Annotated in this window: 12 protein-coding genes; 3 read left to right on the top strand and 9 right to left on the bottom strand. The window is 38.7% G+C overall.

All coding sequences use genetic code 11. From position 1 onward, the window contains the following. Positions 1-4: 4 nt before the first annotated feature. From ACN0TV_RS12950 to ACN0TV_RS12930, 5 genes are all read right to left on the bottom strand, one after another. Positions 5-751, bottom strand: coding sequence for a cyclase family protein (locus ACN0TV_RS12950; RefSeq protein WP_417363344.1), 747 nt, complete (start codon positions 749-751; stop codon positions 5-7). A gap of 42 nt (positions 752-793) precedes the next feature. Further along, positions 794-1,264 carry an Lrp/AsnC ligand binding domain-containing protein gene (locus ACN0TV_RS12945; RefSeq protein WP_417363343.1) on the bottom strand — a complete coding sequence of 157 codons (471 nt, stop codon included), beginning with the start codon at positions 1,262-1,264 and terminating at the stop codon, positions 794-796. A gap of 101 nt (positions 1,265-1,365) precedes the next feature. Next, the gene (locus ACN0TV_RS12940) at positions 1,366-2,406 is read right to left on the bottom strand and encodes an aldo/keto reductase (RefSeq protein ID WP_417363342.1); all 1,041 of its coding nucleotides are present in this window, start codon (positions 2,404-2,406) and stop codon (positions 1,366-1,368) included. A gap of 69 nt (positions 2,407-2,475) precedes the next feature. Then, on the bottom strand, positions 2,476-3,432 hold the full coding sequence (locus ACN0TV_RS12935; RefSeq protein WP_417363425.1) for an OmpA family protein: 957 nt from the start codon (positions 3,430-3,432) through the stop codon (positions 2,476-2,478). 16 nt (positions 3,433-3,448) lie between these two features. Then, positions 3,449-4,213 carry an exodeoxyribonuclease III gene (locus ACN0TV_RS12930; protein WP_417363341.1) on the bottom strand — a complete coding sequence of 255 codons (765 nt, stop codon included), beginning with the start codon at positions 4,211-4,213 and terminating at the stop codon, positions 3,449-3,451. Between the two features lie 109 nt (positions 4,214-4,322). Between ACN0TV_RS12930 and ACN0TV_RS12925 the strand changes: the two genes are divergently transcribed. Beyond that, positions 4,323-5,096, top strand: coding sequence for an amidohydrolase (locus ACN0TV_RS12925; RefSeq protein WP_417363340.1), 774 nt, complete (start codon positions 4,323-4,325; stop codon positions 5,094-5,096). Here the strand turns inward: ACN0TV_RS12925 and ACN0TV_RS12920 are convergent. Continuing rightward, on the bottom strand, positions 5,083-6,702 hold the full coding sequence (locus ACN0TV_RS12920) for an Ig-like domain-containing protein (RefSeq protein ID WP_417363339.1): 1,620 nt from the start codon (positions 6,700-6,702) through the stop codon (positions 5,083-5,085). The genes ACN0TV_RS12925 and ACN0TV_RS12920 overlap by 14 nt on opposite strands. A gap of 391 nt (positions 6,703-7,093) precedes the next feature. On the opposite strand from ACN0TV_RS12920, the gene ACN0TV_RS12915 reads away from it, so the two are divergent. Then, on the top strand, positions 7,094-8,014 hold the full coding sequence (locus tag ACN0TV_RS12915; protein WP_417363338.1) for a hypothetical protein: 921 nt from the start codon (positions 7,094-7,096) through the stop codon (positions 8,012-8,014). Positions 8,015-8,051: 37 nt separating this feature from the next. After that, positions 8,052-9,596 (top strand): glycine--tRNA ligase, encoded by a 1,545-nt coding sequence (locus tag ACN0TV_RS12910; protein ID WP_417363337.1) that lies wholly within the window; start codon positions 8,052-8,054, stop codon positions 9,594-9,596. Positions 9,597-9,705: 109 nt separating this feature from the next. On the opposite strand, the gene ACN0TV_RS12905 is transcribed toward ACN0TV_RS12910, so the two are convergent. From ACN0TV_RS12905 to ACN0TV_RS12895, 3 genes are all read right to left on the bottom strand, one after another. Next, positions 9,706-11,829: a TonB-dependent receptor family protein gene (locus ACN0TV_RS12905; RefSeq protein ID WP_417363336.1), complete on the bottom strand. Its 2,124-nt coding sequence runs from the start codon at positions 11,827-11,829 to the stop codon at positions 9,706-9,708. 75 nt (positions 11,830-11,904) lie between these two features. Then, positions 11,905-12,339 (bottom strand): hypothetical protein, encoded by a 435-nt coding sequence (locus ACN0TV_RS12900; protein WP_417363335.1) that lies wholly within the window; start codon positions 12,337-12,339, stop codon positions 11,905-11,907. Positions 12,340-12,460: 121 nt separating this feature from the next. After that, a complete protein-coding gene (locus ACN0TV_RS12895) occupies positions 12,461-15,106 on the bottom strand; it encodes a TonB-dependent receptor (protein ID WP_417363334.1) in 2,646 nt (881 codons plus the stop codon). Positions 15,107-15,203 lie beyond the last annotated feature (97 nt).

Here is a 15,203-nt window from a genome sequence, read left to right as displayed (position 1 = left end):
ATTTTTATAAAAGTTGGTATAACACTGGTTTACTAGGGCTGGCATCGTTGACAAAGGATGCAATTTGTAGGTTTAAAAAATAGGTTTCGTCCTGTAGATTATCAGGAACGTATATAAATTCAGTAATGGTAGCATCTAATCGTCTGTTTCCATTATAATCCCAAAAGGCTTTATGCGAGGCGAGCTGACCCTGATCCTTTTCTTTATCCACCGAGGGTAAATCGACTAGCAAGTGCTTTACTCCAATTTGTCGAAGAAACAAAGCAGCTTCTTCTAAAAGATAAGCTGGATTAGTATGGGAATATTGCCGGGTTAATTTACCATCATCATTGGGCTTAGTTCGCAGTACTACAGCTGTAGGTGTTTTGCCGTAAAGCACCTCTGACAATTGATCTTTTGTAATTACAAGATCGTCTTGGTAGCTTATGGGTTGAACAGTAATTAATTCACACAGAAAGAAATACTGTTTCAAACTATCTCCTACGGCATGAAATTCCTCAGTGATATGTCCAATGCATTCGGTATGGGTTCCGTGAGCATGAGGATTAAATACAATGGTATTGAAATTCGTTGAGGCTCCACTAGCCACACTCCCTACAAAATCATCCATCACCACCGGACTAATTTGTGGAGGTGATAAATACCAGGCATTAGGATTCTCTGAACTCCCACGTAGCGGTATCGAAATATCGATAGGCTTTGAGAGGTCCATGGTATATTCCACTCCTTGAAATTGTACTCTTGTTATCATTTGAAATTATCTAGCTTAAAACAATTCCTATCCCAGAGGTTATCACAGGCTGATCTGACGATCAATTTGTTGATTAAGCGATATAAACGTTTCAGTTCTCGAAACACCATCGATGGATTGAATCTTATGATTTAAAACATTCATCAAGTGTTCGTTATCCTTACACAGTATTTTAATGAGTATGGACCAATTTCCGGTGGTATAATGACACTCTAAGACCTCTGGTATTTCTCTTAACTGCTTTACAGCTTCTGGGTTTCTCATGGCCTTATCCAAATAGATCCCAATAAATGCCATGGTTGCATAACCGAGTTTCTTAGGATTGATCACAAATTTTGAACCTGCAATTAACCCTGAGTTCTCCAACTTTCTTAGTCTTTGATGTATGGCGGCACCAGATATCCCAATTTTACGTGCAATCTCCAAAATGGGTTTTCTAGCATCCTCCATCAAATCTCTTAGAATCTCCTTGTCAATCCCATCAACAGCTACTATATCCTGACTTAATTTCATCTTAATGTGTTAAACTAAAACAAATATACTGAAAATGATTTTAATATGAAACCACAAATAGCATATCAGCTTATAGATAAGACAATATTAAAGGTCTCAACTTATGGTGCAGGGTTGGGGATGGCTTCGTGAATTTTATGAATCTGATCCAGTACTGATGCATCGAGTTGTACTGCGATACTTTCGATGTTTTCTTTCAACTGATCCATCTGTGTTGCACCGATGATGGTACTACAAACAAAATTTTGCTGGTGAATAAATGCAAGTGATAAAGTAGCCAACGACATATTATTTTCTTTGGCCAAATCGTAATAACATTGTGTTGCCTTTAGTGCATTCACCTTATTGTAACGCTTCATTTCAGGGTACAGGGTAATACGTGCTCGGCTGGTGTCTTGGCCATTTATAAACTTGTCGGTCAACCTTCCAAAGGCCAAGGGTGAGTACGGAAATAAAGCAACATTTTCTCGGATGGATATTTCTGCCAAACCTATTTCATAGGTTCTATTTAGCAAATTATATGGGTTTTGAACGGTAACCACACGAGGAAGTCCTTGGTATTTACTCTCCTCTAAAAAGCGCATCACACTCCACGGCACCTCATTTGAAAGACCGATATGCCTTATTTTACCTTGATCTATAAAATGCTGTAAACTTTCTAGAGTTTCTCTAATGTTGTCTTCCCATTGGTGATCAGGTTCATGGCGATAGCCTCTTTTACCAAAATAGTTGGAAGGTCTATCTGGCCAATGCAATTGGTAGAGATCGATATAATCGGTTTGCAATCGTGTTAAACTTTGATGCAAGGCGTCCTCCATAGCATTTCTGCTAAAACCACCTTCTCTAATTTGATGTGGATTAAATTCAGGTGGCCCCGCGACTTTTGAGGCCAGTACAATCTTGTCTCTATTTCCAGTTTTCTTGAACCAATTCCCCATATAAGTTTCTGTTGCACCCTGGGTTTTGGGGTTCTTCGGGATTGGGTAGAGCTCTGCAGTGTCAAAAAAATTCACTCCCGCATCTAAAGCATAATCCATTTGTTCAAACCCTTCGGCTTCGGTGTTTTGTTCTCCCCAGTTCATGGTGCCCAGACAGATTTTACTAATTTTAATTTGGGTATTGGGTAGTGTTGTGTATTCCATCCGCGTGTTGTATTGACTGAAAAAAATCCTCCTCCCTTAGCGTGGATCACCCTAAGGGAAGGTCTTCTTTTAATCTTCGTTCAACAATTTTGTGATTTCGTCTAATTTAGGAGTAAGCACCACTTCTATCCTACGGTTTTTAGCTTTTCCTCCGGTAGTAGAATTTGGTGCCACAGGGACATACTGTCCTTTACCCGCAGCGGTAAGACTTGCAGGATCAATCTGAGAATTTCCTAATAATATGCGTACGATACTTGTGGCTCTTTTGGTGGAAAGATCCCAGTTATCTTGTAAAGGCCCGTTCCCTCGGTATGGGACATTATCGGTATGTCCTTCAATAAGCACATTGATATCCGGGTTATTTGCCAATACACCTCCCAGTTGCTGCACAGCTCGACGCCCGTTGTCATTGACTGCCCAGCTTCCACTTTGGAATAATAATTTATTTTCCATGGAAACGTAGACCTTACCATCTCGCTGTTCAACCGTCAAACCTTTGCCTTCAAAATCAAGTAAGGCACTTGAAATGGCATCTTTTAGATTTTTCATCGCTTGATCTTTGGAAGCGATCAAGGCTTCTAATTCATCTACACGCTGTGAGCGGCTATCCAACTGTTTCTTTAGGGCTTCTAAACGACTGCGTTCTTCAGCCAGGGTTCGTTCTTTAGACTCAAGTTGTTCAAGCAACTCTTTGTTTTTATCCACATTTGCACGAATTGCTGCACTGCTGTTTTTCTCTAGAGCATCATAAGATGCTTTAAGATTATCCAGATTGTTTTTTGTTGCATCGTAGTCCTGGCGTAATTGATTGCGCTCTGCAAGTAGCGCATCATAAGAATCTTGAAGCGTATTTAACTGGTTTTCTAAATTGTTATTCGTGCTGTCTAAAGTTTGGTTCTCACCAAGCAAGGCTTCCTTCTCACCCTTTAGCGCATCGTACCGGCTCTGTAAATCGTTGTAAACTTTTGAGGACACACATGAAGACATGGCTCCTAATAATATAGCGCTAACAAGAAATCTTTTCATCATTTTTCAAACTTTTTTAATCTTCAACTTCCACCATGATCGGGCAGTGATCACTGTGTTTTGCTTCTGGTAATATAACGGCTCTTTTTAATTTTTCTTTTAAAGGTTCTGCAACCATATTGTAATCGATACGCCAACCCTTATTATTAGCTCTGGCATTTGCTCGGTAACTCCACCAACTGTATTGGTGAGGTTCCTTATTAAAATGCCTAAAGCTGTCGACAAAGCCACTGTCTATAAAGTTCCCAATCCACTCTCGTTCTACAGGTAAAAACCCGGAAACTTTGGCATTTCTAACAGGATCGTGAATATCAATAGCCCGGTGACATATGTTGTAATCCCCACAAATAATAAGATTTGGAACTTCTTTTTTCAAATCATCCACATAGGTTTGAAAATCCGCCATATAGGTTAACTTATGATCAAGTCTAGCGATATTTGTTCCCGAAGGCAAATACAAACTCATCACCGAAACATTGTCAAAATCTACACGCAGATTTCTTCCTTCTTTATCCATATAATCAATCCCTGTTCCATACACCACCTGATTCGGTTGCTTTTTTGAAAGAATTGCCACCCCACTATAGCCCTTTTTCTCAGCGCTATACCAATAGTGGTATGGATAACCTGCCTCTTCAAATATCCGCAAGTCCAACTGCTCCTTCATGGCCTTAATTTCTTGAAGACAAATCACATCAGGTTGTGCTGTTTGCAACCAATCTATAAATCCTTTAGTAACCGCGGCACGTATTCCATTTACGTTGTAAGAAATAATTTTCACTCCCTTAATATTTTTTTAGTCCTAGCGCTAAAATAAGGATAGTTTAGCAAAAATCAACTTGGATTGGATCGCTCTTTTTACTTTTATTATAATTCCCTAACTTTAATTTATGGAAAACAAACTTCGAATTGCATTAATTCAAACTGAACTGCTTTGGGAAGATCCCCAAGCTAATAGAACGATGCTGCAAAGCAAAATTAAAGGTCTTGCCAATGCGGTTGATCTGATCGTACTTCCAGAGATGTTCAGCACTGGTTTTACAATGGATGCAATATCGAATTTTGAAACCATGCAGGGCGAGACTTTAAATTGGTTAAAACAAATGGCACGGCAACTAAATTCAGCGATTTGTGGAAGTTTAATCATCAAAGAGGCGGGAGTGTATTACAACAGATTTGTTTTTGTTCAGCCGGACACCACAGTGACACATTACGACAAGCGCCACACCTTCACCTTGGCTGGAGAGGATAAAGCTTTTAGCTCCGGGACACATAAAGTAGTGCTACAGTATAAAGGGTGGACCATATGTCCACTTGTATGCTATGATTTACGTTTTCCCGTTTGGTCTCGAAATACGGAAGATTGTGATCTACTGATCTATGTCGCGAATTGGCCCAATAAAAGAATACTGGCCTGGGACACCTTACTCCGCGCAAGAGCGATTGAAAACATGACCTATACCATAGGTGTAAATAGATTTGGCGTTGATGGTAAAAATATAGAGTACTCAGGACATTCTGCTGTATACGACGCCCTTGGACAAACCATTATCTTTAGCGAAAAAGAAGAGGTTCTTACCACCACCTTGGATCGTTTTGAAGTTCTACAACAACGTAATAAATTTAAATTTTTGGAAGATCGGGATCAGTTTACTGTAAGGTAAAGGTCTGTTCGATTTCCCAATTTGAACGAAGCTCTACCGGATCAGGGAAGTAGCTAATGCGTTCGGGTTGTAATTTTTGCAAATAATTCCCCGTATCCCACTTGCCATTACCGTTAGAATCGTGAATTACCCGAATCAAATAGGTCGCTGGATTGATATTTAAAAACTCATACGTACTCTTTTGCTCGGTGATAAATTTCTCGTACTGTACCACTCCTTTTTGATCTGTCAATTGGAGAATAACAGGATATTGGCTAACATTTCTGAGATTCACCCTAAAGCTTCCCAAATCAGAAACACTTTTGGTTGCCAATCCATAGGTTAAGGTATCATTAGTATCCCCGTAAAAATCACGTATAGCGCCAGGTAAAAATTTGACTTGATATTTCTGTTCTGGCTCTGTATTCCATTTTACGCTTACAATATTCCGTGAAGTATCTAGGTTTGCTTTATAATCCAACAATACGGAATCCTTACTCATTACACTGATTTGAGTGGTATCGATATTCTCCATTGGAGTGGATGCATAGATCTTAAGGGAATCGTTTAATGCAAATCCCTTGTTCAATTGTGCTACGACAAGAGTATCCGCATAAAGATCCTTTACACGGACAGTGAAGGTATCGACCACCTGCTGTTGTCGAACTTCTTTACGAACTTCAAATATCAGTGAATCTGCTTCAAAAGGCGTAAAAAAGTAATTCAAAGTATCTGTTGCCGAATCCGGGAAGACTCTAAAATCATAATCTTCAGGTTTTTCTGAAAGTAATTTGATCTGCATTCCCTGGTGCAGGCCTTCATATCCAAAATATATTTTATTTTTTGCGATAAGCGCTGGCCGAGTTGCCTTGTATTCCGGTATTTCTTTAAATAAATTCAACCCGTATATGGAGTCTGTTGGAATTTTTATGAAGTGATCGATAAATCCTATTTTATCAGTTTTCGGATCAAATTTATAATTGCCATTTTCATCCTTCATGGCTACCAATCTATAGGTACCCTCCTTTAGGTTGGTCAAACGGAAAGTTGTGGCGCTGTCTAAGGTGTTTGTCAAATACGTCGGTGGCTTTTGAAAAATAATGGAATCCGTATACGCCGTATCCACTTCATAGAGCATCACAGAAATAAAAGGATCTGGTTTTTTTTGGACTGCATCTATCACAAACCCCTCGACTTCAAGAGAATCTATATAGTCTCCTGTTGAAAACACGTAGGTAAAAAAAGAATACGGGTTTTCTTCATGATTATCCACCACACTTTGACCGAAGTTAAACACATAGGTCGAATTCTCCTTTAAAGTGTCTAGAATCTCGATTTCCAAATACTTACTTGGCCCGGATTGTGGGTAGATATATGGTTGGTATTCTAGCGGAGGTGAAACAATTAATTGTTTCTGAAGATCCTTCAACTTAATGTACTCATCAAAATAAATTCTGACTTTCTCAGCATCAAAGTTCGTACTGTTATTCATTGGGGTAGCCGAGGTGATCGATGGTGGTGTCACATCCTTAGGACCACCTTCAGGTGTTCCCCTACGCGCACAACTATACAGGCAAACAGACACAACTACAGCGAGCGTTAGTACAATAAGATCTTTAATTTTCATAAAACCCAATTAAAGCTGCAAATTAACGATTTTTATTTTCAAGGGAGAAAGGTATAAAGGTTTCCCTTTACTGACAACAAAAATTCCGATATAGAATTGTAAAAATTTTCGACTTTTGTGTGTAAATATTCCCGCTCGATTTCTTTTGCAAGGGCAATATATGTATAAGCATTGAGTTACATGATATAATTTCGGAATATAAATTGCGTTATAACAAGAGATTAATAACTAAACTAACCCTTTAAAGGGATACAACTATGATGGAGCTTCGTATGGATTAGTAGAGCAAAATGTATAACTTATGGATTCTAAATCGAATAAGGGAACATTTATTATCTTTGCCACCCTAAACAAATCTTTAATCATATTATTTTCAAATCTATAGCGTGTAATGAGTGCTAACAAAAAGCAATTAGGACAAAAAATTATTTTAGGAATACTCTTGTTGTGTATTGCAGCACTAACACTCTTTTCCTATTTCAACTTTGTTGAGAGTGAAGAGAAGGTGTCGTTTTTAGAAAACGCCAAAGGAATGATCGTTGAGGACCTACAACATATCCAAACCGATCTTAATAAGTTAGCCCAGGAGAACGAAGCACACATACAAGAAATTGAATACAGTCGTAAGCGCATCGCTTTATTGATTGATTCCATTTCAATGCTGGAGGTGGATTACCAGATCCTAGGGCGTTACCGCAGAGAATTGGCCGAGATTCGGATGGAAAATAAATACTTACATAAACTATCGGATTCTGTACAACAACAAAACATTCTTTTAGCCAAAGAAGTGGACAGCACAAAACTTCGCTATATTGAACTTGAGCGTTATTCTAACGCACTGAAAAGTGCCAATGAAAATCTCGCACAATTCAACGATTCGTTAATCAACGAAAATATTGAACTTTCCAAACGAGTTGATAAAGATCCTTCATTACTTGTCCCCACCCTAACGGGCATGGCCTACAAAGTACGATCGAATGGAAAAGTCATAGAGACCGACAGGGTAAGTCGCGCCGAACGTCTTAGGGTGTGTTTTAACATAGCCCCGGGTACACTAATCAAGCCGGGAGAACGAGAATTTTACATCCAATTTATAGATCCAAATAATCAAATTTTAGGCCAATTACAAAGCCTAGACTTTGGGGATAAAAAACTCATATATAGCAAAAAGATCGTCATCGATTACAACAATAAACCCCTGGGTATTTGTGACTATATTATTGTAAAAGATCTAGCTGAAGCCGGAGATTACAGAATCAATATTTTTTATAACGAAAATTTGCTAGCCTCTTCAACTTTTAAGCTGAAATAGAATTTCTTATTCCTCTAAAAAAGCATATTTTTGCCGTATGGCAAATCAAGACGATCAATTTAAAAAAGTTATTGCCCATGCCAAGGAGTATGGGTATATTTTTCCTTCTAGTGAAATATATGACGGTTTAAGTGCTGTATACGATTACGCACAAAATGGGGTTGAACTCAAAAAGAATATCAGGGAATACTGGTGGAAGGCCATGGTACAAATGAACGACAATATTGTCGGGATTGACGCCTCTATCTTAATGCACCCGACAACCTGGAAAGCTTCAGGCCACGTTGATGCCTTTAATGATCCTCTTATAGACAATAAAGACTCAAAAAAAAGATATAGAGCTGATGTACTGGTTGAAGATTACGTCGCCAAAATTGAAGGTAAAATCGAGAAGGAGGTTGCTAAAGCAGCCAAACGATTTGGAGATAGTTTCGATAAAGAACAGTTCTTGGCTACCAACCCTAGGGTTCTTGGGTACCAGGAACAGGCTACTGCTATTTCTAAGCGATTAGGACAATCCCTGGAAAAAGAAGACTTGGCTGATGTTAAGGCTTTAATTGAGGAATTGGAAATCGCAGATCCAGAAACAGGAAGTAAAAACTGGACCGATGTCAAGCAGTTTAACCTAATGTTTGGAACCAAACTAGGTGCTTCTGCAGAGTCTGCAATGGATTTATACTTACGTCCGGAGACTGCTCAGGGAATCTTTGTAAACTTCTTGAACGTTCAAAAGACCGGAAGAATGAAAATTCCTTTTGGAATTGCACAAACTGGTAAAGCCTTTAGAAATGAAATTGTAGCGCGCCAGTTTATTTTCCGTATGCGTGAGTTTGAACAAATGGAAATGCAATTCTTTATCAAACCAGGTACTCAAATGCACTGGTATGAGCACTGGAAAGAAGCACGTTTAAAATGGCATTTATCACTAGGTCTTGGAGCAGACAATTATCGCTTCCACGATCATGAGAAACTAGCGCATTATGCCGATGCCGCAACCGATATCGAATTTAGATTTCCTTTTGGGTTTAAAGAATTGGAAGGAATTCACTCCAGAACAGATTTCGATTTATCGAACCACGAGAAATTTAGCAACAAGAAATTACAGTACTTCGATCCTGAAGAAAACAAAAGTTATATTCCATATGTATTGGAAACATCCATTGGTATAGATCGTATGTTTTTAGCGGTATTCTCCAATTCACTTCAGGAAGAGGATCTCGAAAACGGAACCACCAGGACAGTATTGAAATTACCGGCAGTCCTAGCTCCTACAAAAGTGGCTATTTTACCACTTGTTAAAAAAGATGGACTTCCAGAGGTTGCTAAAGAGATCTTCGATGATTTGAAATGGGATTTCCAAGTGGCTTATGATGAAAAAGATGCTGTTGGTAGACGTTACCGCAGACAAGATGCAGCCGGCACACCTTTCTGTGTTACTGTAGATCATCAAACTTTAGAAGACCAAACCGTAACCATTAGACATAGAGACAGCATGGAACAAAAACGTGTTGCTATTGCAGACTTAAAAGGTATTATTACCGAGGAGGTTTCTATGAAAAATTGGTTGAAAAAGATACAGTAATTTCAGTGTATTCTGAAGTCAATATACGGTAACATATTTCAAACCCTAAAAGCTTCAACACTTTTAGGGTTTTCTTTTTTGCTTCATAAGAAAACGGCTTATACCTCGGTTAATTAAAACTGTATCTCAGGCTCAAGCCCCCATAATAATTAACAGGTAACCCCGGATAATAATAACGTGGCTGAGAACTCCCAAATCCAACGGCATTAACAAGAATAGAAGAAGCATACTTTTCATCCAATACATTGTCAATTCCAAAGCTCAGCCTCATATGCATATGATCCCATAACTGCCGCTCATATCCCGCCTTGATATTAACAACTGTATAGGATTGATTGTACTGCGTATTCGCATCATCCATTGGTGTTTGCCCTACATACTTCATGGTGGTTGTCAGGAACAATCCAGAAGGATCATTTAGAACCACTCCCCCGGCAATAGTATGCTCTGGCACCCCGGTAAGTTTATTTCCGGAATAATCAGTGTCCTCACTTATAAACTCCTCAAACCTATGGTGATTGAGCGTTAGGTTAAGGTAAGGCCTAAATGACAATCGTTGAAAAAGCAATTGGTTGTAGTCGGCATGAAACTCTATTCCCTTATGAGAAACCTGTCCGGCATTTCTACCGATATATTGATCTTCTCCAACACGATCAGAAACCAAAAGATTCTCCACATCCATATAATAGAGCACTAGAGATAGGTTTAATTTATGATCTACAAGGCTATGGTAGGTACCTAATTCATAGTTCCAACCCGTTTCTGGGCCGATTTCAGGATTTATAACACCTTCAGGGGTCAAGGTTTCTTCCAAATTTGGAATATTATAACCATAGCTAACATTTCCATTAAGTCTCCAATGTGGGTTTACGCTATACTCAACACTGATACTTGGCGCCCATACGGCATCAAAGTCTCTTTTGGCATTTTTATTAGACTCCCCAGTATTGAAATAATCCCTAAAACTATAGGAACTGCTATTTAAGTGTAGTCCCGCGGTAAAAGCCCAGCGGTCGATAAAGAAATCCCAACTCATAAACCCGCTCCAGCGGTTTCGATATTCCTTATTGTCACTAAGACGATCCCCTGCCAAACTTCCCTTTCCATTATTTTGCTCGTATAGATTTTCAAGGGTGGACCAGTGGTAGGTATCCCTATACCACTCCAATCCCACTTCAAAATTATTTTTAAGCGGTATTAGGTTCAAAGAACCTAGAAAGGAGGAGCGAAATCCATAGCTATTTGAAAACTCATCTAGAATATTAAAAGGCCTTGGCTCGTAATGATCCAAATAGGAGTAGAATACTGATGTCTTATTTTTTAATTGGCTTGAAAACCCGTGAATATAGCTCAAGCCAAGGGTAGTGATTTTATTATCCTCATAACCCTTGGCCGCACCCCAATTTGCGGCGGCAGCACTTGGGTTCTCTTCAAAGTCTGTCTTGCTAATTGAACTTGCTATTTGCGCATTGTAGTTGAGTTGTTGAAACAACAGCAAAAGTTCATTATTGGGATTTAAGATGATACCTGCATCTAGCATGACCATATTTCTCTCATAGCTGCTGTTATCCCTAAATCCATCTGTTTGCATGTGATCCTGAAATACATTGATGTAATAGTCCTCCCTTCGATGGTTAAAGCTCAGGCTGTTTTTAAAAAGGCCAAAAGATCCAACATTAAATCCTTCTTTTAAAACCGTAGTGTTCGGTTTAGCCATTTTAGTATACAAGAGCATAGCCCCACCTAAATTCGCGCCATAGAGGCTTCCTTTCGGGCCGCTGATGAGATCAATATTTTGAATGGATTCCGGATCGTATATATTAAAACTCGTTTCTCCAATTCCACTGGTAATCGGTATTCCGTTAAAATAAGCTTTAATTTTTGAGGTGCCGTAAGGCGTCCTTGCACCTACGCCTCTAACTGTAAGTCTATTGGTGCCCATTCCACCGGAAAAAATTTGAACTCCCGGAATTTCATTGAGTGCCTGTATCAGTCCTACGGGCGAGTAACGGGCTAAAATAGCAGTATCCAAAGTCGCGTGAAGGACTGTTGGGGTAGTGCGTTTATTACGTCGAGTTTCCAAAACAACTTCAGATAGTGTATCACTATTATGATTTTGGGCGAAGAGGCTACTATGACACACAAGTAAAAGAATCCAAGTGGAAATGATCAATAATCGTTTTGTAGAAGTGGTGTGGAGACCACCGATCCGAGGTATATTGTTCGTCAGCATATATCAAAAAAATAAGCATGATGTTTTGAATTACACCATGCCTATTGTTGTATTATTTTAAATTATTCAGCTCATTTAATCAAACCAAAGCATATATGGGATTCTAAGAAGTATCAGAACTAAACCGATACCATAAAAAAGTGCTATGTTTTTGAATTTAGATTTGGAAGCTGTAACTTTTTTATGTTTACTCCACCCAATAGTAATCAATGCCACTGCAATAAGATTAATGAATGGATGTTCTACTAGAACTAGACGTAAGAAGCTATCGCCCATCACTCCTCCAGCCTGCCATGAAGCAAAATAAGGACTCGTAAAGTAAAGAATCAATCCTAGTAGGATCTGGATATGTGTAAAAATCAAAGCAAAAAGACTTATTCTAAAATCTTTAGACATACTAAATTCATTTTTGCTGAAATATCCATTTAGAGCATTCAATACTGCTACCAGCAGCATGATCAAAGTGAAATACGCCCAATATGAGTGTAATAAATTAAGAGTAGAGTACATGAGTATATTTTGTTTTAGTTATCAAAAATACACAATTAAGTGCAGACTTATCAACCGAAAAGATACAAAAAAACCCGGACTTTTAAGCCCGGGGTTTTTATGTATTATTTAGGTATACTTTCTAGAAATTATAGCGAACTGATAAGTTCCAAGTTAACCCATTTCCATAGTAATAACCGTAGCTGTCTTTTTGGTTGATATACTCGGTATCAAATAAGTTGTATACGTTACCCCTAATGCTGATATCATCACTACCGAATTGTAGTCTGTAAGTAGCTCCAAGATCAAATAGTGAATAAGCATCCAATTTCTCAGGTTGGTAAACCCCTGCGTTATCTAATTGGTTTTGAGCAACATCCTCTGCGTCAACGAAACCGTATAGGTTCGCATAGTAGTTCCAGTCAGCATCTACTGAAAACTTGTCTTGAATTACATCAAATGAAGTTCCAAGACCGAAAGAAGTCTGAGGCGCTTGACCTACTTTTGTACCTGTCAAGTCAACTTCAAAATTATCTACTGCTGAGTTATCATTATTATCGATGATATATACAGGAGATGATCCGTCATACTCCCAGTTTCCTACTGTAAAGTAACCTCTTAACATGAATGTATTGGTAGGTCTCCACTTACCATCGATCTCAACACCTTTGTGCAATTGTCCGATATTAGTCAATCTAATGATCGCATCCGCAACATCTTCGTATTCTCCACTGAAGGATTGGAATCTGTTATCCCAGCTTGTATAATAGGCATTAAAGCTACCTATGAAGTTTCCTAATTGTAGACGGTATCCAGCTTCAAGTCCAAGGATCTTCTCGTTATCAACTTTTGGCTCTGCTAATTGCGTATTATCATCATAAGATGGGAAGATATTATCTAAGAAAGGTTGTCTTGAATAGTTTCCAGCGTTAGCATAGATTGTATGACCTTCACTAAATTCCCATGCAGCACCTCCTTTTAAGTTGTAACCGGTTCTACTAACTTTTTCAGATTTTTTAGGATTGTCAAAGTCAAAATTTCCTCGGTCTTCTCTTTTGTAAGATTGGTTAGATAAGGCACCCTGAACAAATGCACTGAAATTATCCTTAGCATATTCTGCTTGACCAAAAACACCTTGATAATTGATGTTCTCAGAGTAATCATAATCAATCCTCTGATCTTTGTCCGCATAGTTAAACAATGCAGCCCAAGGGTTTGGATCAAAAGTTTCATCAACAATATAACCATCAGGACGTCCTCCTATAGGTTCGATTCTACCTTTCAACCCAAGTAAATCTGTAATCTGTCTAAAGTGATCACCTTTGTAAAAACGAACATCAGCACCAACATTATATTTAAATTCATTTTGAGTATCAAATTCATAGTTAACAACAGCACCATACCAAGCGTGGTTGTTTACAGAACTTCTCAACATAGTACCATTATAACCTTCGCTAATTCCGTTTGCAATGCCGGCGTTGTAAGAGTTTCGGATATAATCCCAGTCGATTTGTCCATTAGAAGGCAAATAAGCTCCTCTCATTGAATCGTCTCCATTATCAACATAGGAAACTCCATTTCCGTAATCTCCAGTTCCACCACCACGTCCGAAAGAAGCGTATACAACAGTAGAAAGATTTGATTTTTCAGAAATTGCCCAGTCCCAGTTCAGGTTAATTACTGGTTTATGGTAGTAGTTTCTTCTAAGTGAAAGATACTTATAGTCACCGGATTGGTTTCTATAGAATCCGTAATTGTTATTGTATTTAAGTCCGTAACGGTCAAATAACTCCTGACTTTTAGAAAAGTTTTGGTCGTGCCACTGTGGCGCACCCGTAAACAGGAAGTTGAAATTGTGATCTCCTGCTTTTTTACCAACAGAAAAGAAGTAGTTCTGACCTTGTCCTTTAGTACCATCAGCGTATTTGCTATGCGCTTGCCAGTGGTCTAAAAGGAAAGAAAATCCCCATCCGTTTTCACTCATCCCAGTGTTATAAGCTGCTGTAGTTTTGAAATAACTGCCATTACCTACCATGAATCTTGCGAAACCTCCTTTTGTCATCTCAGTAGTTTTGGTAACAATATTAACCGTACCACCAACTGAAGAGATAGCAAGCTTGGAAGAACCAAGTCCTCTTTGAATTTGAATACCTTGAGCGATGTCAGACATTCCTGACCAGTTAGACCAGTAAACTTTACCGTCTTCCATGCCATTAATAGGCTGTCCGTTAAGTAAGAATGCAGTATTCGTTTGGTCAAATCCTCTAACAAACATTTGTGATTCACCAAAACCTCCGGATTGGTTTGATACATACACAGAAGGTGTATTCTTCAAAATCTCTGGAAATTCAACATTCCCAACCGCTTTAGCTTGAATCTCTTCTACGCCTACAGTTGAAACCGCAATAGGCGTTTGTCTGTCTCTCGCTAAGTCAATTATCCCTGACCCAACAACAACTACCCCTTCTAGCTCTTGCGCATCCGGTTTCAAACTTACTGTACCGATATTAGCAGTACCATTAGTTAACGTATAACTTACTTGTTTTGCGATAAAACCAATGTAAGAAACAGTCACCGTACCAGAATCCTGGTTCACATCTAAGGTAAAGTTACCGTCAAAATCAGTAGAAGTTCCAATATTAGAACCTTTGATCATGACATTTGCACCTGGCAAAGGCTGCCCCATGCTACCATCAACTACAGAACCCGAAATAGTTCCTTGCGAGAATGCTGCAGTTGTAATTAACGCAAATACTGCGGTAAAAATCCAATTGTAAATTGTCTTCATTTGTTGTTTAATTTAATTTGACCCTGCAAAAATCCCATTTAAAAAGGACTCTCGCATTAAGTGAATGTTAAATAATTTAACACAATGACAAATGTAA

Source organism: Galbibacter sp. (genome assembly GCF_048266365.1).
Taxonomy (GTDB): Bacteria; Bacteroidota; Bacteroidia; order Flavobacteriales; family Flavobacteriaceae; genus Galbibacter.
Note: the sequence above shows the minus strand (reverse complement) of the source record. Positions and strands in the feature narration are given on the sequence as shown.